This is a genomic window from Streptomyces sp. NPDC053427, assembly GCF_044544985.1.
Taxonomy (GTDB): Bacteria; Actinomycetota; Actinomycetes; order Streptomycetales; family Streptomycetaceae; genus Streptomyces.
In genome coordinates this window covers 442,874-464,517 of the sequence record NZ_JBITYA010000008.1, presented here as the reverse complement: position 1 = coordinate 464,517, position 21,644 = coordinate 442,874, and the positions used below count along the sequence as shown (strand labels likewise).

Genomic DNA, 21,644 nt, shown 5'->3' with positions numbered 1-21,644 from the left:
CCTAGGCTGGGGAGCATGCTCGATGAACCTCGATCAGGACGGCTGGCGTCATGGGGAAATGCCCTTTTGGCCGGACTTGTCTCACCTGATGAAGCCGCGCACCGTATCGCGGACGATGACGCGGTGCACCGCGTCACGGACCTGCCCGGAGAGGAGGCCCCGGTCGGACTGACCCTTGCGCTCGGGCGGCTGCGGCGGCTGGGGGCGGTCGGCCTGCGGGTGGCGCTGCCGGTCCCGGGGCATCCGCTGGGGCTCAGCGGACCGCCGGAATTCAACGCGCGGGCGCTGGAGGCCGGGGAGGCGGTGCTCGCCACCGGGACCGGACTGGGGCTGGTCCCGGAGATACACGAAGCCGGGCCGGAGGGCGGCTCGGGGCCCGATGTGCATGTCGAGGTGGTCTGGCACTGCCTGCCGGTACGGGAGGCGCCGCCGGCCGATGTGCCGTCGCTGGGCGAGGCGGAGCGGGAGCTGGCCGAGGCGCTGCGGAACGCGACCGAGGTGCTCTCGAAGCTGGACGTGGCCGGGGCCGGTCCGGTCGCGCAGGCGGCGCTGGAGACGTACCGGGCGCGCACGGAGGCCAAGCGGCACGTACTGGCGCCGGGCTATCCGCCGCGTGCGGTCCGGGTGTTGGAGCTGGCGCAGCGGGTGGGTGCGCTGATCGACATCGCCCACCAGGCGGGCAGCGAGCACGGCGGGGCGGTGAGCTCATCGGAGATCGTGGCGCGTGGCGAGGCCCTGCGGCCGGTGGAGCGTACGGCCCGGCGGGCGCTGGTGGCGGCGTACAACTCCGCGGTGGAGGAGCGGGAGCGGCACCGGGACTGAACGGGAAGGCCCCGCCGGACCGTGGCGCGGTCGGCGGGGCGCTGAGAAGGGGGCCGAACGGCCCCGGGCGGCCCGGGGTGTTGCGCCCCGGGCCGGGCGCCTCAGAGGTTCGTGGCGTCGTTTCCGAAGGCGGAGTTGAGCACACCGATGACGTTGACGCTGTTGCCGTTGACGTTGGCGGGGATGTGCACCGGAGCCTGCACGAGGTTGCCGGAGCCGACGCCGGGGGAGTTCTTCGCCGCACCGTCGGCCTGCGGACCGCCGGTGGCGAACGCGGAGCCGGCGGCGGCACCGACGGCGAGGCCGGTGGTGGCGAGGACGAGGGCGGCCTTCTTGGCGGTGTTCATGAGAGCGAGTTCCTCACTTGGCGGCGCAGGGCCGCGATGACGTGGCTGTGTGGAAGGGGGACCGGCCGCACGTCCAGGAGTTGGCGGGGCCGGTCCGGCATGGCCCGCGCGGACCGTGGCGGCACGCGGGTCATGCGGATGGTGCGGGCGGTGCTGCGATCAGAAGTTGATGCAGTGGTTGCCGAAGACCGGGTTGAGCACGCCGACGACGGAGACGGTGTTGCCGCAGGCGTTGACGGGGACGTCGACCGGAGCCTGGACGAGGTTGCCGGAGAGGACGCCCGGGGAGTGCACCGCCATGCCGTGCGCCTGCGGGCCGGAGTGAGCGGAGGCGACTCCGGCGCCCGCGGCGGCGAGACCGCCCGCCACCATCGTGATGGCCGCTACCCGCTTGATGTTCTTCACTTCTCTTGCTCCTCGTTGCCGATGCCGCGGCCAGCCGCCGCGGCTGCACTGGACAACGCCGGGGCACGGAGAGGGATACGCCAAATGGGCTACGTCTACACGACAGTATGAATCTCGGATGGGAAGACGACGTTCCGCTTCGACGTCGCGGTAGAGGGACCCGGGCGCCGTCAGGCCCCGATGCCGTGCCGGACCGCCCAGAGCGCGGCCTGTGTCCGATCGGCGAGGTCGAGCTTCATCAGGATGTTGGAGACATGCGTCTTGACGGTCTTCTCCGAGAGCACCAGCGCACGGGCGATCTCGCGGTTGGAGCGCCCGTCCGCAATCAGACCGAGGACCTCGCGCTCCCGCTCGGTCAGCGAAGTGCCACGCCCCTGGCCGTTGTTGCCCTCCTCCTGGGAGAGCAGGGCGCCGGCGACCTCGGGCTGGAGCAGCACATGGCCCGCGTGGACGGACCGGATGGCGCCGGCCAGCGCCTCGGGATCGATGTCCTTGTAGACATAGCCCGCCGCGCCGGCCCGCAGCGCGGGGACGACGGTGCGCTGTTCGGTGAAGCTGGTGACGATCAACACCCGTGCGGGATTGGTCAGTTCGCGCAGCTTGCGCAGCGCCTCGATGCCGTCCATGCCGGGCATCTTGACGTCCATCAGGACCACGTCCGGGCGCAGCTGTTCGGCGGCCGCGACGCCCTCGGCGCCGTCGGAGGCCTCTCCCACCACCTCGATGTCGTCCTGGACCTCCAGGAACGTGCGCAGTCCCCGGCGTACGACCTGGTGATCGTCCACCAGCAGTACGCGAATGGCCCGCCCGTCGCCGATGTCAGCCACCGGGTACCTCCATCTCCACAGCGGTGCCCTTGCCGGGCTCCGACGCCACCCTGAGCCTGCCGCCGACGCCGCCGGCGCGGTCCCTCATCGATACCAGACCCAGGTGCCGGCCGGCCCTGCGCACCAGGCCGGTGTCGAAGCCGCGGCCGTCGTCGGCGACGCGCAGCAGCGCTCCCTGGCCGTGGCGGGTGAGGGTCACCTCGACCCGGCCGGCGTCCGCGTGCCGCAGGGCGTTGTGCAGCGCCTCCTGCGCGACCCGGAGCAGCGCCTCCTCCTGGGCGGCGGGCAGCGCGCGGACGCCCTGGGCCTCGAAGGTGACGCGGGCGGTGTGGGCGCGGTCGAGGACCTGCGCCTGGGAGCGCAGGGTGGCGACCAGGCCGTCCTCGTCCAGGGCCGCGGGCCGCAGCTCGACGACGGCGGCGCGCAGTTCGTCGGCGGCCTCCGCGGCCAGCGCGGCGACCTGGTGGAGTTCGTCCTTGGCGCGGGCCGGGTCGCGGTCGACCAGCGCGGTGGCGGCCTGGGCGGTCAGCCGGAGGGAGAAGAGCTTCTGGGCGACCGCGTCGTGCAGCTCATGGGCGAGCCGGGCGCGCTCCCCCGCGATGGTCAGCTCGCGGCTGCGCTCGTAGAGGCGGGCGTTGGTCAGGGCGATGGCGGCGTGCTGGGCGAGGATGCCGAGGAGGCGCTCGTCGTCCTCGGTGAAGCCGCAGGTGCCGTCCGGTTTGGGGCAGCGCTTGTTGGCGAGGAAGAGGGCGCCGAGGATCTCGTCGCCGTCGGCGACCGGCAGGCCGAGGAAGTCGGACATGTCCGGGTGGGCGGCGGGCCAGCCGCCGAAGCGGGGGTCCTCGCGGACGTCGGCGAGCCGCTCGGGAGTGGCGTTGTGCAGCATCGCGGCGAGGATGCCGTGCTGGCGGGGCAGCGGGCCGATGGCCTTCCACTGCTCGGCGCTGACGCCGTCCACCACGAACTGGGCGAAGCCGCCGTGGTCGTCGGGCACGCCGAGGGCGGCGTACTCGGCGTCCAGCAGTTCGCGGGCCGAGGCCACGATCGTCTTGAGGACGTCGCGTACCTCCAGATGCCTGCTCATCGCCAGGATCGCGGTGCTCACCGCGGGGATCCCGGCCCCCGGACCGTTGCTCATGGCCTCACCGTACCGGCGGTGTGACCGGCCCGTATCGGTCCTCGGGCGCCCCCCGCCTACGACCCGCGGCCTAGGCCGAATGCCCTGGTCACGGCCGGTCGGATGCCCGACGTCCGGATGTCCTTCGCGTTCCTACGTTGGGGGCGCGGGCCGGGGTGCGTGTCCCGGCCCGGTGGACGGGACACCCGGAAAAGGGGACGCGATCATGCCGGTGGCAATCATCACGGGAGCATCGAAGGGGCTGGGCCGGGCGCTGGCCGCGGCGCTGGCCGGGCGGGGCTGGGATCTGGTGGTGGACGCCAGGTCGGCCGGCCCGCTGGAGGAGGCGGCGCGGGAGCTGCGGGCGGCGGGGGCGCGGGTGGTGGCGCTGCCCGGGGACGTGGCGGACGGCGGGCACCGGGCGGAGCTGGTGGCCGCGGCGCGCGGGCTGGGCGGGCTCGATCTGCTGGTGAACAACGCGAGCGTGCTGGGCGCCGAGCCGCTGGTGCGGCTGGCGGAGCAGCCGCTGGACGGGCTGCGGGCGGCGCTGGAGGTGAATGTGGTGGCGCCGCTGGGGCTGGTGCAGGAGGCGCTGCCGCTGTTGCGCGCCGCCTCGGGCCCGTCCCCCTATATAGGGACGGCCGGGGCCGTTCTCACGATCAGTTCGGATGCGGCCGTCGAGGCGTATGCGACCTGGGGCGGTTACGGGGCGACGAAGGCGGCGCTGGACCAGCAGTCGGCGGTGCTGGCGGTGGAGGAGCCGGCGCTGCGGGTGTGGTGGGTGGACCCCGGCGACATGCGGACGGATCTGTATGCGGCGGCCGCGCCGGACGAGGACGATTCCGGGCGGCCGCTGCCGGAGAGTGTGGTGCCCGCGCTGCTGCGGCTGCTGGACGGCCCGGCCGCCAGCGGGCGGTATGCGGCGGCGGAGCTGCGGGACGGTGTCCGGTGATCGCGGACGCGCTGCGGGTCCCGGAGGAGCTGTCGGCCCGGGTGCCGGCCGAGCAGCGGGGGCCCGGGCTGGGCCGGGATGCCGTGCGGCTGCTGGTGAGCCGGGGTGCGGACGAGGTCGGGCATCACGCGTTCGGGGAGCTGCCCGGGCTGCTGGCGGCCGGGGACGTACTGGTGGTCAACACGTCGCGGACGCTGGCGGCGGCGGTGGACGGGCGTACCGGGGACGGGCGGGGGCGCGGCGAGCCGGTGGTGGTGCACTTCTCCACGCGCGGGGACCGGTGGCATCCGGCGGGCCGGGCGGTGGCCGGGTGCTGGGCGGTGGAGCTGCGGCGGCCGGACGGGCGGGGCAGCACCGGGCCGCGGGCGGGCGGGCCCGAGGGCACGGTGGTGCGGCTGCCGGGCGGGGCGCGGCTGACGCTGGAGGCGCCGGTGGACCCGGGGAGCGTACGGCTGTGGTGGGGGCGGGTGACGGGCGGCACCGCGGCGGCGCTGATGCGGCGGTACGGGCGGCCGATCCGGTACGGCTACACGGACCGGGACCAGCCGCTGGCCGCGTATCAGACGGTGTTCGCGGTGGACTCCCCCGGCGTGGGCAGCGCGGAGATGCCGAGCGCGGCCCGGCCGTTCACGGCGGAGCTGGTGGCGCGGCTGGTCAGTGCGGGGGTGCAGTTCGCGCCGGTCTCGTTGCATACGGGGGTGGCGTCGGCGGAGGCCTTCGAGCCGCCGTATGCGGAGCGCTTCGTGGTGCCGTCGGCGACGGCGTGGCTGGTGAACGCGGCGCGGGCCCGGCGGCGTGCGGGACGCGGCGGTTCCGGCGGCCGGATCGTGGCGGTGGGCACCACCGCCGTTCGGGCGCTGGAGTCGGCGACGGGGGCGGACGGGCGGGTGCGGGCCGCGGCGGGCTGGACGGATCTGGTGGTGACCCCGGAACGCGGGGTGCGGGCGGTGGACGGCCTCCTCACCGGGCTGCACGAGCCGACGGCCTCGCATCTTCTGATGCTGGGGGCGGTGGCGGAGGGCGAGGCGCTGGGGCGGGCGTATGCCGCGGCCGTGGAGCGGCGCTATCTGTGGCATGAATTCGGGGACCTGCATCTCGTGCTGCCCGGATGAGTTCCCGGCGCTCCGGGGCTCTTCGATTCCGGAATCCGCAATGCCCGATTTATTCCGAAAAGGGCTAAATCGAGCCGCAACTAAAGCGCAGCCAGTACAGGCTGTGCATTTGCAATTACCACGGGCCAGATAATCCTCTCCGCACTGTGACGCCGCGCATAGGACGCACGTCACTTACGAGCCCGGGTAGTGGCCCCATAAAGACGGTGTGAGCTGGACATTTACCGCCTCGGATGCAATTCGCTCCCCCCTGGTTCCACTATCCCGGGTCGTACGTCACACCATTGCCGGGTGAATTTTCGGCCGCTAAGAATGGCTCCCGTCGCAAGGCGCCGTGATCAGAACTCGGCGTATTCCGCCACCAAAGGCCCTTGCGACGTTCCCGACTGGAGAGGTCAACCCAGCCATGTCCAAGCACGCCATTCCTGGATTCACCCGCCTCACCCGGACCCACAAGCTTTCCGCGGCCGGAGTCGCCGCGGCCGGTGCCGCCGCCCTGGTCTTCACCATCGTCCCGGGTGCCGACGCCGGACAGGGGACGAGCCCGAGCCAGGCCTCTGCCGCCGAGAACATCAACATCAAGCCGGTGGCCTTCAGCGAGGTCGCCACCGCGGTGAAGAGCCAGCAGGCCACCGTCGCCAAGCAGGCCACCGACACCGCCGCCAAGGCCAAGGCCGAGGCCGCTGCGAAGAAGGCCGCTGCCGAGAAGGCCGCCGAGGCCAAGGCCGCCGCCGTGGCGAAGGCCGAGAAGGAGCGCACGGCGAAGCGGGTCGCGAGCCGCTCCGCCGTCCGCGCCGCCGCGCCGAAGCCGGCCGCCAAGGTCTACCCGAACAACCTGGACGGCTGGATCCGCGAGTCGCTGGACATCATGGCCAAGCACAACATCCCGGGCAGCTACGACGGCATCCACCGGAACATCATCCGCGAGTCGTCCGGTAACCCCAATGCCATCAACCTCTGGGACATCAACGCCCAGAACGGCATCCCGTCCAAGGGTCTGCTGCAGGTCATCGACCCGACCTTCAAGCAGTACCACGTGGCCGGCACGTCCTGGAACAGCTACGACCCGGTCGCCAACATCACCGCCGCCTGCAACTACGCGGCCGACAAGTACGGCTCGATGGACAACGTGAACTCGGCCTACTGAGCCGGACGTTCACCCGTACCACCGCCGAGGGGCGGCACCCGCTGAACGGGTGCCGCCCCTCGGGCGTGCGGGCGCGGTGCGCGTGCGTTACTTGCGCATGACCTCCGGCTCGTGGCGGCGCAGGAGCCGGGCGACGACGAAGGCGAGCGAGACGCCCAGCGCGATCAGGATGATCATGTCCATCACATAGACGCCGGTCTGGTGCTTCCACAGCGGGTCGGGGTTGCCCAGCTCCCACGGCAGCAGCGTGTTCATGTCGGCGGTCGCGCCCATCGCGGCGACGGCCCAGCGCGACGGCATCAGCCAGGCGACCTGGGCGACGCCGAGGGTGTCGAAGAGCTGGAAGAGCACGCCGGTGAAGACGACCTGGACGATGGCGAACATGACCAGCAGCGGCATGGTCTTCTCGGCGGTCTTGACCAGCGCGGAGATGATCAGGCCGAACATCATCGAGGTGAAGCCGAGCGCGATGATCGCCAGCGCCATCTCGATGGCCGGGAACTTCGGCACGATCAGGCCCTCGGAGGGCATGTTGCGGGTCGAGAAGCCGATCGCCGCGATGATCACGCCCTGGAAGGCGGTGACCACACCGAGCACGATGATCTTGGACATCAGATAGGCCGACCGCGACAGGCCGGTGGCCCGTTCGCGCTCGTAGATGACCCGCTCCTTGATCAGCTCACGTACGGAGTTGGCGGCGCCGGAGAAGCACATGCCGACCGCGAGGATCAGCATGATGGTGCTCGCGTCGCGGTTGGTGCGGCGCTTCTCGAACGGTCCGTACCCCAGGCCGAAGTCGCTGGGGATCAGCATCGAGACGATGCCGAGCACCGCGGGCAGTATCACCATCAGGCCCAGGAAGCCGCGGTCGGAGGCGAGCACCGAGACATAGCGCCGCATCAGGGTCCACAGCTGGGAGCCCCAGCTCTGGGACTTCTGCATCCGGGCCGGCGGCGGCTGGACGTTCACCGACTGCGGGGCGACGGCGTCGATGTCGGCGGCGTACATCTGGTAGTGCGGGGAGCCGCGCCAGCGGCCCATCCAGTCGTAGTCGCGGTAGTTCTCGAAGGCCGAGAAGACGTCCGCCCAGCTGTCGTACTGGAAGAAGTTCAGCGCCTCCTCGGGCGGGCCGAAGTAGGCCACGCCGCCGCCGGGCGCCATCACCAACAGCTTGTCGCAGATGCCGAGCTCGGCCACGGAGTGGGTGACGACCAGGACGGTACGGCCGTCGTCCGCGAGGCCGCGCAGCAGCTGCATGACGTCGCGGTCCATGCCCGGGTCGAGGCCGGAGGTCGGCTCGTCCAGGAAGATCAGCGACGGCTTGGTCAGCAACTCCAGGGCCACCGAGACGCGCTTGCGCTGGCCGCCGGAGAGCGAGGTGACCTTCTTCTCCTTGTGCACGTGCAGCTTGAGCTCGTGCAGGACCTCGTCGATCCGGGCCTCGCGCTCGGACTCCGCGGTGTCACCGGGGAAGCGCAGCTTGGCGGCGTAGCGCAGCGCCTTCTGGACGGTCAGCTCCTTGTGCAGGATGTCGTCCTGCGGGACCAGTCCGATGCGCTGGCGCAGCTCGGCGAACTGCTTGTAGAGGTTCCGGTTGTCGTAGAGGACATCGCCCTGGTTGGCGGGGCGGTAGCCGGTCAGCGCCTTGAGCAGCGTCGACTTGCCGGAGCCGGACGGGCCGATGACGGCGACCAGCGACTTCTCCGGGACGCCGAAGGAGACGTCCTTGAGGATCTGCTTGCCGCCGTCGACGGTGACGGTCAGGTGGCGGGCCGAGAAGGAGACCTCGCCGGTGTCGACGAACTCCTCCAGGCGGTCGCCGACCAGCCGGAAGGTGGAGTGGCCGACGCCGATGATGTCGTTCGGGCCGACCGGGGCCTTGCCGGACTTGGGGACCGGCTGGCCGTTGATGTACGTGCCGTTGTGGCTGCCGAGGTCGTGGATCTCGAAGCGGCCGTCGGGGGTGGCCCGGAACTCGGCGTGGTGGCGGGAGACCTGGAGGTCGGAGACGACCAGCTCGTTCTCCAGCGCACGGCCGATGCGCATCACCCGGCCCTGGTCGAGGCGGTGGAAGGTGGTCGGGCTGCGGTCGCCCTGGGCCTGCGGGGCCGGGTCGCCCGCCTTCTGGGCGGGGCGCGCCTGGGGGCCGGGGTGCTGCGGGGGCACGGCCTGCTGCGGCTGCTGGGCCTGCTGCGGCGGGATGTACGGCGGCTGCCGGTCCTGCGGCGGCGCCTGCCAGCCCTGCTGGACCGGCGGCTGCTGCGGCGCGGGCGCCTGGTGTGCGGGTGGGGCCTGCCAGCCCTGCTGCTGCGGCGTCATCGAGGGCTGCGCGCCGACGGCGCCTGCGGCCGGCGCGGCGGCGGCCGAGAGGCTGATCCGCGGGCCGTCGGTCGCATTGCCCAGATGCACGGCCGAGCCGGGGCCGATCTCCATCTGGTGGATCCGCTGGCCCTGGACATAGGTGCCGTTGGTGCTGCCGTGGTCTTCGATGATCCAGCTGCGGCCGGCCCACCGTACGGTGGCGTGCCGCCAGGAGACCCTGGCGTCGTCGAGCACCATGTCGCCCTGCGGATCGCGGCCCACGTTGTAGGACCGGGACGGATCGAGCGTCCAGGTCCTTCCGTTCAGTTCGAGTACGAGTTCAGGCACTCCATGCCCCATTACATAGTCCCCCGAGCGACACCCTGGATGGGAAGTCAGGGATGGCGAATCATCGTGAGGAACTATTTCAGGCTCGGCCCGCCGACCGGAAACCCGGGAGGGGACCGGGGTGCATCGGTCTCGCGGGGGCGCCCGGCGATGCCTCCCCGAGGGCCGGAAGGGCCCGGAGATGCCCGAGGATCACCGGATTACGGGGGCTTCGAGCCGCTCTGCGCCTCGCCCTCGAACCGCACATCGGGCGAAATGGCCGCATCGGAAAGGGACTTGGGGACGCGGCTCACCCTTCCGGGTGTGCCGGGAGGGGCGGGGTGGACACGAGTCGATAACGATCGACATCGCGACGGGGGGCTGGGCGTGGCGGAGCGCGGACGTGGCAGCCGGGCGGACGCGCGGTCCGAAGCACGGACACCTGTACGGCCGCGGCCGCCCGCCGGATACGGTGAGACCACCATGAGCGCATCGCAGATCACGCCTGCCACCGCCGTCCCGGGCGATGACGTACCGACCCTCCTCGTGAAGATCTTCGGGAAGGACCGGCCGGGCATCACCGCCGGTCTCTTCGACACCCTCGCCGCCTACTCCGTCGATGTCGTGGACATCGAGCAGGTGGTGACCCGGGGCCGCATCACGCTGTGTGCGCTGGTCACCGCCCCCACTCCCGGCCAGGGCACCACCGGCTCGTCCGAGGGCGACCTGCGGGCCACCGTGCACAGCTGGGCCGAGTCGCTGCACCTCCAGGCGGAGATCATCTCCGGCCGGGGCGACAACCGCCCGCGCGGCGTCGGGCGCTCGCATGTGACGGTGCTGGGGCACCCGCTCACCGCGGAGTCGACGGCCGCCATCGCCGCCGCCATAACGTCCTCGGGCGGCAATATCGACCGTATCTTCCGGCTGGCGAAGTATCCGGTGACCGCCGTCGAATTCGCGGTGTCCGGTGCGGCGACCGATGCGCTGCGCACGGTGCTGGCCCCGGAGGCCGCGCGGCTGGGCGTGGATGTCGCGGTGGTCGCGGCGGGGCTGCAGCGCAGGGCGCGGCGGCTGGTGGTGATGGATGTCGACTCCACGCTCATCCAGGACGAGGTCATCGAGCTGTTCGCGGCGCACGCGGGATGCGAGGCCGAGGTCGCCGCGGTGACCGCCGCGGCCATGCGCGGCGAGCTGGACTTCGAGCAGTCGCTGCACGCCCGGGTCGAGCTGCTCGCCGGACTGGACGCGTCCGTGGTGGAGACCGTGCGCAAGGAGGTACGGCTCACCCCCGGGGCCCGCACCCTCGTACGGACCCTCAAGCGGCTCGGCTATCAAGTCGGCGTCGTATCGGGTGGTTTCACGCAGGTCACCGACGCGCTCCAGGAGGAGCTGGGGCTGGACTTCGCCTCCGCCAACACCCTGGAGATCGTGGACGGCAAGTTCACCGGCCGGGTGACGGGCGACATCGTGGACCGGGCCGGGAAGGCGCGGCTGCTGCGCAGCTTCGCGCAGCAGGCCGGGGTGCCGCTCGATCAGACCGTGGCGATCGGCGACGGCGCCAATGACCTGGACATGCTCAATACGGCCGGGCTCGGGGTGGCCTTCAACGCCAAGCCGGTGGTGCGCGAGGCGGCGCACACCGCGGTGAACGTGCCCTTCCTGGACACCGTGCTGTATCTGCTGGGCGTCACCCGCGAAGAGGTCGAGGCGGCGGACACCCACGCCGAGTGAGGCGGGAGGCCGGAGGCGGGCTTCGCGCCGTAGGCGTCGGACGCAGGCTTCACGGCACAGGAGAAGGGCCCGGCGGTGACGTTCCAGGGCCCTTCTCGTACGCCGCGTCACGCGGCCGGCGGCCTCAGCCCTGCGGCGTCCAGTACGCGACCAGCCGGCCGACGCCGTGCTCGACCGACTTCCAGGAGCCGGTGAAGGTGATCACGGCCATGGCGGCCGTCGGGAAGCCGCTGCGGTTCATCCGGGGCAGCAGATCGCCGTCCGCCTCGCCCGACAGCGCGTCGGCAAGGGCGTGCATCCCCGGGTTGTGCCCGACGAGCAGCAGGTCGCCGACGTCGTCGGAGGTCTCGTTCAGCAGCGCGATCAGCTCGCCGAGGGAGGCTTCGTACAGCCGCTCCTCGTAGACGGTCTTGGGCCGCTGCGGGAGCTCATGGACGGCGAGCTTCCATGTCTCACGGGTGCGCGCGGCCGTCGAGCACAGGGTCAGATCGGGAACGATCCCGGCTCCGGCCAGCCGACGGCCGGCGACCGGGGCGTCCCTGCGGCCACGGTCGGCGAGCGGACGCTCATGGTCGCTCTCCTGCGCCCAATCGGCCTTGGCATGTCGAAGGAGGACAATCCGGCGGGGTGTATCGACGCTCATGACTCCCAGCTTCGCATGAAAAGCAGCGCGGGGCGCGGGGTGTTGAGGGGCTCCCCTCCGCCGGGTGACGACGGGGCTCCAGAGGGTCCGCGCGGCCCCGTCATGCGCCCGGAGGCCGGGATGCGCGGGGCGTGTGGGGTCCGCCGCGCTCCGCGGCGCCCGGTCACCTGCCGGCTACACGGCGGCCCGGCCCGGTCGCATCCGGCCGGACGGCGTCCCGGGTCGTTGGGCCGGCCCCGGATGCCGGGCCCGCTGCGGCGACGGGCCGGGACGCGCCCTCGAGGCCCTCCCCCGCCGGTCCCCGGAGGCACTGCGCCGCGCCGCCGGGCACCGGTCAGGCCCCCACACCGACCAGCCGGGCGAGGATGTCCAGCAGCGGAGCCAGGACGCTCGGGGCGGCCTCGGCGGCGTGCGCCGGGGACGGGGCCGATATCAGCGCCAGCAGGGCGACGAAGGAGATCACCGGCAGGGCCAGCGCCCACCACGGCAGTCGTCTCCGCAGGCGGGGGGCCTGGCGGGCGGACGGCCTGCGGAACGCGGCAGACATGGCGATCGCCTCCGTGGCGGATCGAAGGGCTGCGCGGCCGCGAGTGCGGCGCGCCCACCGCGACGGGCGGTGCACTTCGAAGCTACGGATCCTCGGCGCCCGTTCCTATCCGGGAAGCCACCCACTTTTCCCTGACCCCGACCCCCTAGGGGACAGGGGGTTGTCCCCACCCCCACCCGGCCGGCCCGGGTGCATCAGGGCGCCGCGATACTCGCGATGATCGCGACGACGACGGTCACGCCGAGCATGAGGCCCAGGACGAGGAGCAGCTTCTTCTGGCTGCCCTGCGGGTTCGGTTCGAGCACTGGCATGCGCCCAGTGTCGCACTCACCCCTCGTCCTCGATGCGGCGGTCCCGGCCCGCCAGCACGCCCACCGCCATCTGCGGCACCAGCAGCCCCGCCATCAGCGCGATCGGCAGGCCCCAGCCGCCGCTGTGCTGGTAGAGCGCGCCGACGAGCAACGGCCCGGGGATGGAGATCAGGTAGCCGACGGACTGCGCGAAGGCCGACAGCTTGGCCACGCCCGCCGAGCTGGTCGAGCGCATGCCGATCATGGTCAGGGCCAGCGGGAAGGAGCAGTTGGCGATGCCCATGAGCAGCGCCCAGGCCCAGGCCCCGGCGGCCGGGGCCAGCCACAGCCCCGCGTAACCGGCCAGGCCGCAGACGGCGAGTCCGACCGCGAGCGGACCCTGATGCCGCATCCGGGAGGCCACCCGCGGCAGCACGAAGGACAGCGGGACGCCCATCGCCATCGTGACGGCGAGCAGCACCCCCGCGGTGCCCGCGGACACCCCGGCGTCGCGGAAGATCTGCGGCATCCAGCCCATCGTGATGTAGGCGGCGGTGGCCTGGAGGCCGAAGAAGACGGCGAGCGCCCAGGCGGTGGGTGACGAGGTGATCCGTACGGGGGGTTCCGGGGCGGACGCCGCGCCGTCCGCGGACGGTCCCGCGGCGGGGGAACGACGGCGGACGACCGCGAGCCAGGGCAGTACGGCGACGGCGGCGAGCACCGCCCACACCGCCAGCCCGCTCCGCCAACTGCCGCCCAGCGCCGAGGTCATGGGGACGGTGACCGCCGCGGCCAGCGAGGTGCCCAGGGCCAGCGCCATGGAGTACAGCCCGGTCATCGGGCCGACCCGGTCGGGGAACCAGCTCTTGATGACGACCGGCATCAGGACGTTGCTGACCGCGATGCCGGCCAGGGCCAGCGCGCTGACGGCGAGAAAGCCCGCGGTGCCACCGGTGAACGGCCGTACCGCGACGCCCGCGGCTATCGCGGCCATGCCGCCGCAGACCACTGCGCCGGGCCCGAAACGCCTGGCCAGCCGGGGTGCCGCGATACCGAAGACGGCGAAGCACAGCGAGGGTACGGAGGTCAGCAGCCCGGCGACGGTGGCGCTCATCCCCAGGCCGTCGCGGACCTCCTCCAGCAGCGCACCGAGGCTGGTGATGGCGGGGCGGAGGTTGAGTGCGGCGAGGACGATCCCGGCGATCACGATGCCGGGGAGCCAGCGCGGAGCGGGCACGGCCGCCGCGGCGCCCTCCGGAACGGCTCCGCCGGGCGTCGGTTGCGGGCCGGCGGAGCCGTCGGCGGGCCACCGGGTGGAGGTCGTGGGGGGCCCGGCCGCCGGGCCGAGGGTCGCGAGGTCTTCGTCTGCCATGAGCGTCATCATAGAATCATGGGATGAATGATTGTCCACCCGTCATGGCTGCGGTTATGGATAACCTCGGCCGTCGCGCACGACGCCACGGACCGCACGGACCGGCCGGCGTCCGCGTCGCCGCCCGTCCGCCCCACCCCTCCGGAGCACCGTCATGCCCCTGACCTCGCCCCGCCGGTCCGCGCTGGCCGACCAGGTGATCGCGCAGCTGCGCGCCCAGATCACGTCCGGCGAGTGGCCGGTGGGCTCCCGTATCCCGACCGAGCCGGAACTCGTCGAGGAGCTCGGGGTGGCCCGGAACACCGTCCGCGAGGCCGTACGGGCGCTGGCGCACAACGGCCTGCTCGACATCCGGCAGGGCTCGGGCACCTATGTGATCGCCACCAGCGAGCTGGCCGGGGTGATGAACCGCCGCTTCGCGGAGGCCGACCCGCGCCATGTCGCCGAGCTGCGCAGCGCCTTGGAGGCGGAGGCCGCCCGGCTCGCCGCGCAGCGCCGTACCCCGCAGGATCTGCGCGGGCTCGACGCGCTGCTGGAGCGGCGCGAGGCGGCCTGGGATTCCGGGTCGGCCGAGGCGTTCGTGGAGGCGGACGCGACCTTGCACATGGCGGTGGTGGCGGCCTCCCACAACGAGGTGCTCGCCGAGATCTACGCCGACCTCGGGGGCGTGCTGCGCGAGTTCCTGAGGGCCGATGTGGGCAAGGTGCTGCGGCCGGAGGCGCATATGGACCATGCACGCCTGGTGGCGGCGATCCGTGCGGGCGACGCCGACCGTGCGGCCGCCGAGGCGAGCGCGCACTCCTTCGGCTGCCGGTTCCCCGCGTTGACGCGTGGCTGAATCAGGCGGGTGCGGGAGGAACAGGAGGGGGCGGGAGGGGCGGGAGGCCCCCTGGTGCGTGGGCGAACACCTCCCCCAACCCCCGGCTCACTCCCCCGGCTCCTGGCTGACCCAGAGGTCCTGGATCTCCTGCCAGCAGCGTCCGGCGACGGTGACCCCCTGGGCGGGGCCGACCGGTACGGCGCGGGTATCCACGTCCGGGTCGTACCAGCGCTTGCACTCGATGTGCAGCCGCACCCGGCTGAGAGTGCCGTTGGGGTTGAAGCAGCGGGCGGTGCCGGTGCTGCCCACGACGGCGGTACGGCAGTGGGCCCGCGGCACGTCCCGGGGATCGTCGGCGGGGGCGGGCGGCACGGCCCGCGCGGCCGATGCGGTGACGCCCAGCAGGGCGGTCAGGGCGGCCGTCAGGGCTGCCGTACGGCGGCGGGATGCGGGCACGCCGGGACCTCCCCACGATGCGCCGGGAACGCTGCGCCGGGCGGGCCCCGGCAGCTCCTCCAGTGTGTGGCGGGGGGCGCCGCTTCTCGACTCGAAAACGCGTTCTGCCCGCCCCGGCGGACCGGGACGGGCAGTGGAGATGCGCTGCGGGCGTCAGGCGCCCATCATGTGCACGCCGCCGTCGACGTGCACGATCTCACCGGTCGTACGCGGGAAGAAGTCGGACAGCATGCCGACGACACCGCGGCCGGCCGGCTCCGGGTCGGCCAGGTCCCAGCCGATCGGGGCGCGGTGGTTCCACACGTCCGCCAGCTCCTCGAAGCCGGGGATGGACTTCGCGGCCATCGACTTGATCGGCCCGGCCGAGACCAGGTTGCAGCGGATGCCCTTCGGGCCCAGGTCGCGCGCCAGGTAGCGGTTGGTGCCCTCCAGCGCCGCCTTGGCCACGCCCATCCAGTCGTACTTCGGCCAGGCGATCTGCGCGTCGAAGGTGAGGCCGACGACCGCGCTACCGGAGTGCATCAGCGGCAGCAGAGCCATGGTCAGCGACTTGTAGGAGTACGCCGAGACCTGCACGGCCGTCGAAACGTCCTCCCAGGTCGCCTCCAGGAAGTTGAAGGCGCCCTGCGGGCCGAAGGCGATGGAGTGCACGATGCCGTCGACCCGGGCGTCCTCGCCCTGGTGCTCGCGGATCTTGTCGGCCAGTCCGTCCAGGTGCTCCTGGTTGCTGACGTCCAGCTCGATGACCGGGGCGGGCTTGGGCAGCCGCTTGGCGATCCGCTCGACGAGCGAGAGCCGGCCGAAGCCGGTGAGAATGACCTCGGCGCCCTCGTTCTGTGCGACCTTGGCGGCCTGGAACGCGATCGACGACTCGGTCAGCACGCCCGTAACGACGATGCGCTTGCCTGCAAGGATTCCACTCATGCTGATCAGTGACCCATGCCCAATCCGCCGTCGACGGGAATGACGGCTCCAGTGATGTAAGCGGCCTCGTCGGAGGCCAGGAAGCGGACCGAGGCGGCGATCTCCTCGGGCTGCGCATAGCGCGCGAGCGGCACCTGCTTCAGGATGTTGTCCCGCTGGTCGTCGGTGAGCGAGCGGGTCATGTCGGTGTCGACGAAGCCCGGCGCAACGACGTTGACGGTGATGTTCCGGCTGCCCAGCTCCCGGGCGAGCGAGCGGGCGAAGCCCACCAGGCCGGCCTTCGAGGCGGCGTAGTTCGACTGCCCCGGGCCGCCCATCAGGCCGACCACGGAGGAGATCAGCACCACGCGCCCCTTACGGGCCCGCAGCATCGCGCGGTTGGCGCGCTTGACCACCCGGAAGGTGCCGGTGAGGTTGGTCTCCAGGACCGAGGTGAAGTCCTCCTCGGACATCCGCATCAGCAGCTGGTCGCGGGTGACGCCGGCGTTGGCCACCAGCACCTCGACCGCGCCCTGCTTCTCCTCGATCTCCTTGTACGCCTGCTCGACCTGCTCGCTGTCCGTGATGTCGCACTTCACGGCCAAAAATCCCGCCGGGGGCTCGCCCGAGCGGTAGGTGATGGCGACCTTGTCGCCGGCCTCGGCGAAGGCACGGGCAATGGCGAGGCCAATGCCGCGGTTGCCTCCGGTGACCAGAACCGAGCGGCTCAAAAGATCACCCTTTCCGTTTTCTGATCCGTCCTGAGTTCGCTACGAAACTATCGGTCACAAGGGCTTTCCGGAGAATCGAGCCCGCACAGCGGCTCGCGCCGGTCACTGTCGGGTCCCCACAGAACCAGGCATGATCTAGGCGCCTACTACGGGAGGACGCCGTGCCTGCTGCACCCCATGCCCTTGACGAGACCTTCCTGGCGCTGCCCCTGCGCGCGCTGGCCGACGCCGCGCTGGCACGGGCCCGCGCGCTGGGCGCCGAACACGCCGACTTCCGCCTGGAGCGGGTGCGCAGCGCGGCCTGGCGGCTGCGGGACGCCCGTACGGCCGGGACCTCGGACACCACCGACCTCGGGTACGCGGTGCGGGTGGTGCACGGCGGTGCCTGGGGGTTCGCCTCCGGGGTCGATCTGACGATGGACGCGGCGGCGCGGGTGGCGTCGCAGGCGGTGGCGATGGCGAAGCTGTCCGCCAAGGTGATCGAAGCCGCCGGCTCCGCGGAGAGGGTCGAGCTGGCCGAGGAGCCCGCGTACCCGGACCGGACGTGGATCTCCGCGTACGAGATCAATCCGTTCGACGTACCGGATGCGGACAAGACCGGGCTGCTGGCCGAGTGGAGTGCGCGGCTGCTGGCGGCGCCCGGAGTGACGCATGCGGATGCCTCGCTGCTGACCGTCCAGGAGAACAAGTTCTATGCGGACACCGCGGGCACCAGCACCAACCAGCAGCGGGTGCGGCTGCATCCGCAGCTGACGGCGGTCGCGGTGGACGAGGCCAGCGGCGAGTTCGACTCGATGCGCACCCTCGCCCCGCCGGTGGGGCGGGGCTGGGAGTACCTGACCGGCGGCCACCACGACTGGGACGGCGAGCTGGCGCAGATTCCGGAGCACCTCGCCCAGAAAATGAGCGCGCCGAGCGTCGAACCGGGCGCGTACGACCTGGTGGTGGACCCGTCGAACCTCTGGCTGACGATCCACGAGTCGGTCGGGCACGCCACCGAGCTGGATCGGGCGCTGGGGTACGAGGCGGCCTATGCGGGCACCTCGTTCGCCACCTTCGACCAGCTGGGGAAGCTGGCGTACGGCTCCGCGATGATGAATGTGACGGGCGACCGGACCGCCGAGCACGGCCTGGCGACGATCGGCTACGACGACGAAGGGGTGGCCGCGCAGTCCTGGGACTTGATCAAGGACGGGACCCTGGTCGGCTATCAACTCGACCGCAGGATCGCCAAGTTGACGGGTTTCGGGCGCTCCAACGGCTGCGCGTTCGCGGACTCGCCGGGCCATGTGCCGGTGCAGCGGATGGCGAATGTCTCGCTCCGTCCGGCGCCGGACGGGCCGTCCACCGAGGAGCTGATCGCGGGCGTGGAGCGCGGTATCTATGTCGTCGGCGACCGGTCGTGGTCGATCGACATGCAGCGGTACAACTTCCAATTCACGCAGCAGAGGGCATACGCCATCCGGAACGGACGGCTGGCCGGGCAGCTGCGCGATGTCGCCTACCAGGCGACCACCACGGACTTCTGGGGCTCGATGACCGCGGTCGGCGGCCCCGGGACCTATGTCCTGGGCGGCGCCTTCAACTGCGGCAAGGCGCAGCCGGGACAGATCGCGGCGGTGTCGCACGGCTGCCCGTCGGCCCTGTTCGAAGGCGTGAACATCCTCAACACGACGCAGGAGGCCAGCCGATGAGCGCGCGCAGGAGTCGCGGGAACGCACCGCACGAGATCGTCGAGCGGGCCCTGGAGCTGTCCCGTGCCGACGGGTGCGTGGTGATCGCCGATGAGCACTCGAGCGCCGATCTGCGCTGGGCGGGCAATGCGCTGACCACCAACGGGGTCACCCGGGGCCGGACGCTGACCGTCATCGCGACGGTGGACGGCGGGCAGGGCACCGCCTCCGGTGTGGTCTCGCGGTCGGCGGTCACCGCGAACGATCTGGAGCCGCTGGTACGGGCCGCGGAGGCGGCCGCCCGGGAGGCGGGCCCGGCCGAGGACGCACAGCCGCTGGTGGCCGGCACGAAGGCGTCCGCCGACTTCACGGACGCGCCCGCCGAGACCTCCTCGGACGTCTTCGCGCAGTTCGCGCCGGCCCTCGGCGAGTCCTTCCGGCAGGCCCGGGCCGGCGGCCGGGAGCTGTACGGCTTCGCCCACCACGGCGTCGTCTCGTCCTATCTGGGCAGCTCGGCCGGGCTGCGGCTGCGGCACGACCAGCCCACCGGGACGCTGGAGCTCAACGCCAAGTCGCCGGGTCCCGACGCGGCCGCGCCGCGCTCGGCCTGGGCCGGGCGCGCCACCCGCGACTTCCGCGATGTCGACCCGCGGGAGATGGAGGCGGAGCTGGCCCGGCGGCTGGGCCTGGCCGCGCGGCGGATCGAGCTGCCCGCCGGGCGGTACGAGACGCTGCTGCCGCCGACCGCCGTGGCCGATCTGCTGATCTACCAGATGTGGTCGTCCTCGGCCCGGGACGCCGCGGAGGGCCGTACGGTCTTCTCCCGGGCGGGCGAGGGCGCGGGGGCATCGCGTACCCGGCTGGGCGAGCGGCTCTCCGGGCTGCCGCTGACGCTGCGCAGCGATCCGGCGGCCCAGGGGCTGGAGTGCGCGCCGTTCGTCCTGGCGCACTCCTCCGGCGACGATGCGTCCGTCTTCGACAACGGGCTGCCGCTGACCGGCACCGACTGGGTGCGCGACGGCGTGCTGAACCGGCTGCTGACCACCCGGCACAGCGCCGGGCTGACCGGCCTGCCGGTGGCGCCGGGGATCGACAACCTCCTTCTGGAGGGGGGCGGTTCGCGTTCCCTGGACGAGATGGTGGCGGCGAGCGGGCACGAGGGTCCGGCGCTCCTGCTGACCTGTCTGTGGTACATCCGCGAGGTGGATCCGGCCACGCTGCTGCTGACCGGGCTGACGCGGGACGGCGTCTATCTGGTCGAGGGGGGCGAGGTGGTCGGCGAGGTCAACAACTTCCGCTTCAACGAGTCGCCGGTGGATCTGCTGGCGCGGGCGGTGGAGGCGGGCCGCACCGAGCGGACCCTGCCGCGCGAGTGGGGCGACTACTTCACCCGGGCCGCGATGCCCGCGCTGCGGATCCCGGACTTCAACATGAGCTCGGTCAGCCGGGGGGTGTGAGCGCGGCGGCCCGGCCGGGGAGGCGGGAGCGGGTGCACCGACACCCAATAGACTGGCCTCTTGCCTCCCCCCTTGGGGATCCGCCCTGGGGGAACCACGATCGATCAGGAACGCCATGACACGCCTCGGCGAATCCGTCGCCCGCGCCAGCACGCTGCTCTCCGCCGACCTCTCCTCGGACGGCACGGTCCAGGAGCTGCTCCAGGAGACGGGCGCCCGGCGCTATCTCGACCTGACGGACCTGTCCGCCAAGGAGCAGGCCGAGCTGATCGCGGCCCGTACGGTCGAGGTCCTGCCGGGCGTGGACAAGCTGGCGGAGCGGATCGACGAGCGCCGGGCGGCCGGCAAGGGTCTGCACATCAAGCTGGGCATCGACCCGACGGCGACCGATGTGCACCTGGGGCACGCGGTCCCGCTGATCATCCTGAGCCGCTTCCAGCGGCTGGGCCACGACGTCACGCTGATCATCGGCGACTTCACCGCCAAGATCGGTGACCCCTCGGGCCGTACCGCCGAGCGGCCGCCGCTGACCGACGAGGACATCGCGCACAACCTCGCCACCTACCGCGAACAGGTGCGTCCCTTCTTCGACTTCGAGAAGGTCAGCTTCCGGCAGAACAGCGAGTGGCTGGCGCCGTACACCTTCCCGGAGCTGCTCGGGCTGCTCGCCCATGTGCCGGCCTCGCAGCTGCTGCAGCGCGAGGACTTCCGCAACCGGCTGGCGGCCGGTTCGGGGCTGACCATGACGGAGCTGCTGTACCCCGTCGCGCAGGGTCTGGACTCGGTGGCGCTGAACTGCGACGTGGAGCTGGGCGGCTCGGACCAGCTGCTCAATCTGCAGATGGCCCGCAAGCTGATGGAGCTGCGCGGGCAGACGCCGCAGCTGGTCGTCACGATGCCGCTGATCGAGGGCACGGACGGCACCGGCGCCAAGATGTCCAAGTCCAAGGGCAACTACGTCGGTCTGAGCGCGCCCGCCGACGACGTCTTCGGCAAGATCATGTCGGTGCCGGACCGGCTGATGGAGCCCTACCTCAAGGCCTGGACGGAGTGGACGGACGAGGAGATCGCGCTCGTCCTGGGCCGGATCGGTGAGCGCTCGCTGCACCCGATGGACCTCAAGAAGATCCTCGCGGGTGAGGTCGTGGCGGCGCTGTACGGGCTGGACGCGGCGATGGCGGCGCGGGCCGGGTTCATCGCGCAGTTCTCCAAGAAGTCCTTCGCCGATGTGGAGTCGCTGCCGGTCGTCGATGTCGCCGAGCACGGCGGGGAGACGGTCGCGGCGGTGCTGACGAAGGTGCTGGAGTTCACGCCGAGCGCGTCGGCGGCGCGCCGGCTGGCCAAGCAGAACGCGCTGCGGCTGGTGGTGGAGGGCGAGGACGGCCAGGAGACCGTGGTGCTCGCCGAGGCGGAGTCGGTGCGTCCGCTGGCCGAGGTGCTGGCGGAGAAGCTGGCCGGTGCGCCGGGCACCGCGTACCTCAAGGCCGGGCGCAAGCTCGCGCAGCTCGAGGGCCGCTGAACCGCTGAGCCGTATACGGACGACGGCGGGGGGGGGGGGGGGGGGGGGGGCCCCCCCCCCCCGCGCGGGCGGCCGACGGCGGCGGGGGGGGGTTTTGGGGCGGGGGGGGCGGCCCCCCCCGCGGGCCCCCCGCCCCCCATGATCT

21 protein-coding genes are annotated in these 21,644 nt (G+C 72.2%); 9 read left to right on the top strand and 12 right to left on the bottom strand.

Going from position 1 to position 21,644, the window contains the following annotated elements; all coding sequences use genetic code 11:
• Positions 1–15: 15 nt before the first annotated feature.
• Positions 16–822: a hypothetical protein gene (locus tag ACIGWZ_RS24540; RefSeq protein ID WP_400068012.1), complete on the top strand. Its 807-nt coding sequence runs from the start codon at positions 16–18 to the stop codon at positions 820–822.
• 101 nt (positions 823–923) lie between these two features.
• On the opposite strand, the gene ACIGWZ_RS24535 is transcribed toward ACIGWZ_RS24540, so the two are convergent.
• The 4 genes from ACIGWZ_RS24535 to ACIGWZ_RS24520 form a co-directional block, all read right to left on the bottom strand.
• The gene (locus ACIGWZ_RS24535; protein WP_400068010.1) at positions 924–1,169 is read right to left on the bottom strand and encodes a chaplin; all 246 of its coding nucleotides are present in this window, start codon (positions 1,167–1,169) and stop codon (positions 924–926) included.
• Between the two features lie 159 nt (positions 1,170–1,328).
• The gene (locus ACIGWZ_RS24530; protein ID WP_400068008.1) at positions 1,329–1,574 is read right to left on the bottom strand and encodes a chaplin; all 246 of its coding nucleotides are present in this window, start codon (positions 1,572–1,574) and stop codon (positions 1,329–1,331) included.
• A gap of 170 nt (positions 1,575–1,744) precedes the next feature.
• Complete coding sequence (locus ACIGWZ_RS24525) at positions 1,745–2,401, bottom strand: response regulator (RefSeq protein WP_400068006.1); 657 nt, start codon at positions 2,399–2,401, stop codon at positions 1,745–1,747.
• The gene (locus ACIGWZ_RS24520) at positions 2,394–3,539 is read right to left on the bottom strand and encodes a GAF domain-containing sensor histidine kinase (RefSeq protein WP_400068004.1); all 1,146 of its coding nucleotides are present in this window, start codon (positions 3,537–3,539) and stop codon (positions 2,394–2,396) included. The genes ACIGWZ_RS24525 and ACIGWZ_RS24520 overlap by 8 nt, the downstream gene beginning before the upstream one ends.
• A 205-nt stretch (positions 3,540–3,744) precedes the next feature.
• Here ACIGWZ_RS24520 and ACIGWZ_RS24515 point away from each other — a divergent pair, with 205 nt between their 5' ends.
• From ACIGWZ_RS24515 to ACIGWZ_RS24505, 3 genes are all read left to right on the top strand, one after another.
• Complete coding sequence (locus ACIGWZ_RS24515) at positions 3,745–4,470, top strand: SDR family NAD(P)-dependent oxidoreductase (RefSeq protein WP_400068003.1); 726 nt, start codon at positions 3,745–3,747, stop codon at positions 4,468–4,470.
• A complete protein-coding gene (locus ACIGWZ_RS24510) occupies positions 4,470–5,582 on the top strand; it encodes an S-adenosylmethionine:tRNA ribosyltransferase-isomerase (protein WP_400068061.1) in 1,113 nt (370 codons plus the stop codon). Before ACIGWZ_RS24515 ends, ACIGWZ_RS24510 begins: the two co-directional genes overlap by 1 nt.
• A 406-nt stretch (positions 5,583–5,988) precedes the next feature.
• Positions 5,989–6,729, top strand: a complete 741-nt coding sequence (locus tag ACIGWZ_RS24505) for a transglycosylase SLT domain-containing protein (RefSeq protein ID WP_400068001.1) — start codon at positions 5,989–5,991, stop codon at positions 6,727–6,729.
• Positions 6,730–6,816: 87 nt separating this feature from the next.
• Here ACIGWZ_RS24505 and ACIGWZ_RS24500 read toward each other — a convergent pair whose 3' ends face one another.
• A complete protein-coding gene (locus tag ACIGWZ_RS24500) occupies positions 6,817–9,390 on the bottom strand; it encodes an FHA domain-containing protein (RefSeq protein WP_400067999.1) in 2,574 nt (857 codons plus the stop codon).
• A gap of 450 nt (positions 9,391–9,840) precedes the next feature.
• Between ACIGWZ_RS24500 and serB the strand changes: the two genes are divergently transcribed.
• Complete coding sequence (gene serB / locus ACIGWZ_RS24495; protein ID WP_400067997.1) at positions 9,841–11,088, top strand: phosphoserine phosphatase SerB; 1,248 nt, start codon at positions 9,841–9,843, stop codon at positions 11,086–11,088.
• A gap of 124 nt (positions 11,089–11,212) precedes the next feature.
• Here the strand turns inward: serB and ACIGWZ_RS24490 are convergent, their stop codons facing one another.
• From ACIGWZ_RS24490 to ACIGWZ_RS24475, 4 genes are all read right to left on the bottom strand, one after another.
• Positions 11,213–11,731, bottom strand: a complete 519-nt coding sequence (locus ACIGWZ_RS24490) for a SixA phosphatase family protein (RefSeq protein WP_400067996.1) — start codon at positions 11,729–11,731, stop codon at positions 11,213–11,215.
• Between the two features lie 334 nt (positions 11,732–12,065).
• Positions 12,066–12,278, bottom strand: a complete 213-nt coding sequence (locus tag ACIGWZ_RS24485) for a hypothetical protein (protein ID WP_400067994.1) — start codon at positions 12,276–12,278, stop codon at positions 12,066–12,068.
• A gap of 194 nt (positions 12,279–12,472) precedes the next feature.
• On the bottom strand, positions 12,473–12,589 hold the full coding sequence (locus ACIGWZ_RS24480; RefSeq protein ID WP_390012779.1) for an SGM_5486 family transporter-associated protein: 117 nt from the start codon (positions 12,587–12,589) through the stop codon (positions 12,473–12,475).
• Between the two features lie 16 nt (positions 12,590–12,605).
• A complete protein-coding gene (locus ACIGWZ_RS24475; RefSeq protein ID WP_400067992.1) occupies positions 12,606–13,940 on the bottom strand; it encodes a CynX/NimT family MFS transporter in 1,335 nt (444 codons plus the stop codon).
• A gap of 154 nt (positions 13,941–14,094) precedes the next feature.
• Here ACIGWZ_RS24475 and ACIGWZ_RS24470 point away from each other — a divergent pair, with 154 nt between their 5' ends.
• The gene (locus tag ACIGWZ_RS24470) at positions 14,095–14,778 is read left to right on the top strand and encodes a FadR/GntR family transcriptional regulator (RefSeq protein WP_400067990.1); all 684 of its coding nucleotides are present in this window, start codon (positions 14,095–14,097) and stop codon (positions 14,776–14,778) included.
• Between the two features lie 87 nt (positions 14,779–14,865).
• Here the strand turns inward: ACIGWZ_RS24470 and ACIGWZ_RS24465 are convergent, their stop codons facing one another.
• From ACIGWZ_RS24465 to fabG, 3 genes are all read right to left on the bottom strand, one after another.
• Positions 14,866–15,216 (bottom strand): hypothetical protein, encoded by a 351-nt coding sequence (locus tag ACIGWZ_RS24465; RefSeq protein ID WP_400067988.1) that lies wholly within the window; start codon positions 15,214–15,216, stop codon positions 14,866–14,868.
• 153 nt (positions 15,217–15,369) lie between these two features.
• Positions 15,370–16,140, bottom strand: coding sequence for an enoyl-ACP reductase FabI (fabI, locus tag ACIGWZ_RS24460; protein ID WP_400067986.1), 771 nt, complete (start codon positions 16,138–16,140; stop codon positions 15,370–15,372).
• Positions 16,141–16,145: 5 nt separating this feature from the next.
• Positions 16,146–16,850: a 3-oxoacyl-[acyl-carrier-protein] reductase gene (gene fabG, locus ACIGWZ_RS24455; RefSeq protein ID WP_400067984.1), complete on the bottom strand. Its 705-nt coding sequence runs from the start codon at positions 16,848–16,850 to the stop codon at positions 16,146–16,148.
• 161 nt (positions 16,851–17,011) lie between these two features.
• Between fabG and ACIGWZ_RS24450 the strand changes: the two genes are divergently transcribed.
• The 3 genes from ACIGWZ_RS24450 (at position 17,012) to tyrS (ending at position 21,499) form a co-directional block, all read left to right on the top strand.
• Positions 17,012–18,544 carry a TldD/PmbA family protein gene (locus ACIGWZ_RS24450; protein ID WP_400067982.1) on the top strand — a complete coding sequence of 511 codons (1,533 nt, stop codon included), beginning with the start codon at positions 17,012–17,014 and terminating at the stop codon, positions 18,542–18,544.
• Positions 18,541–19,980 (top strand): metallopeptidase TldD-related protein, encoded by a 1,440-nt coding sequence (locus ACIGWZ_RS24445; RefSeq protein WP_400067980.1) that lies wholly within the window; start codon positions 18,541–18,543, stop codon positions 19,978–19,980. Before ACIGWZ_RS24450 ends, ACIGWZ_RS24445 begins: the two co-directional genes overlap by 4 nt.
• A gap of 115 nt (positions 19,981–20,095) precedes the next feature.
• The gene (gene tyrS, locus ACIGWZ_RS24440) at positions 20,096–21,499 is read left to right on the top strand and encodes a tyrosine--tRNA ligase (RefSeq protein ID WP_400067978.1); all 1,404 of its coding nucleotides are present in this window, start codon (positions 20,096–20,098) and stop codon (positions 21,497–21,499) included.
• Positions 21,500–21,644: the final 145 nt, after the last annotated feature.

Excerpts from the sequence above, each read along its gene's own strand:
- ACIGWZ_RS24540 (WP_400068012.1), top strand. The coding sequence starts at position 16 with ATGCTCGATGAACCTCGATCAGGACGGCTGGCGTCATGGGGAAATGCC.
- ACIGWZ_RS24535 (WP_400068010.1), bottom strand. The coding sequence starts at position 1,169 with ATGAACACCGCCAAGAAGGCCGCCCTCGTCCTCGCCACCACCGGCCTC.
- ACIGWZ_RS24520 (WP_400068004.1), bottom strand. The coding sequence starts at position 3,539 with ATGAGCAACGGTCCGGGGGCCGGGATCCCCGCGGTGAGCACCGCGATC.
- ACIGWZ_RS24515 (WP_400068003.1), top strand. The coding sequence starts at position 3,745 with ATGCCGGTGGCAATCATCACGGGAGCATCGAAGGGGCTGGGCCGGGCG.
- ACIGWZ_RS24505 (WP_400068001.1), top strand. The coding sequence starts at position 5,989 with ATGTCCAAGCACGCCATTCCTGGATTCACCCGCCTCACCCGGACCCAC.
- ACIGWZ_RS24500 (WP_400067999.1), bottom strand. The coding sequence starts at position 9,390 with ATGGGGCATGGAGTGCCTGAACTCGTACTCGAACTGAACGGAAGGACC.
- serB (WP_400067997.1), top strand. The coding sequence starts at position 9,841 with ATGAGCGCATCGCAGATCACGCCTGCCACCGCCGTCCCGGGCGATGAC.
- ACIGWZ_RS24490 (WP_400067996.1), bottom strand. The coding sequence starts at position 11,731 with ATGAGCGTCGATACACCCCGCCGGATTGTCCTCCTTCGACATGCCAAG.
- ACIGWZ_RS24485 (WP_400067994.1), bottom strand. The coding sequence starts at position 12,278 with ATGTCTGCCGCGTTCCGCAGGCCGTCCGCCCGCCAGGCCCCCCGCCTG.
- ACIGWZ_RS24480 (WP_390012779.1), bottom strand. The coding sequence starts at position 12,589 with ATGCCAGTGCTCGAACCGAACCCGCAGGGCAGCCAGAAGAAGCTGCTC.
- ACIGWZ_RS24475 (WP_400067992.1), bottom strand. The coding sequence starts at position 13,940 with ATGGCAGACGAAGACCTCGCGACCCTCGGCCCGGCGGCCGGGCCCCCC.
- ACIGWZ_RS24470 (WP_400067990.1), top strand. The coding sequence starts at position 14,095 with ATGCCCCTGACCTCGCCCCGCCGGTCCGCGCTGGCCGACCAGGTGATC.
- fabI (WP_400067986.1), bottom strand. The coding sequence starts at position 16,140 with ATGAGTGGAATCCTTGCAGGCAAGCGCATCGTCGTTACGGGCGTGCTG.
- ACIGWZ_RS24445 (WP_400067980.1), top strand. The coding sequence starts at position 18,541 with ATGAGCGCGCGCAGGAGTCGCGGGAACGCACCGCACGAGATCGTCGAG.
- tyrS (WP_400067978.1), top strand. The coding sequence starts at position 20,096 with ATGACACGCCTCGGCGAATCCGTCGCCCGCGCCAGCACGCTGCTCTCC.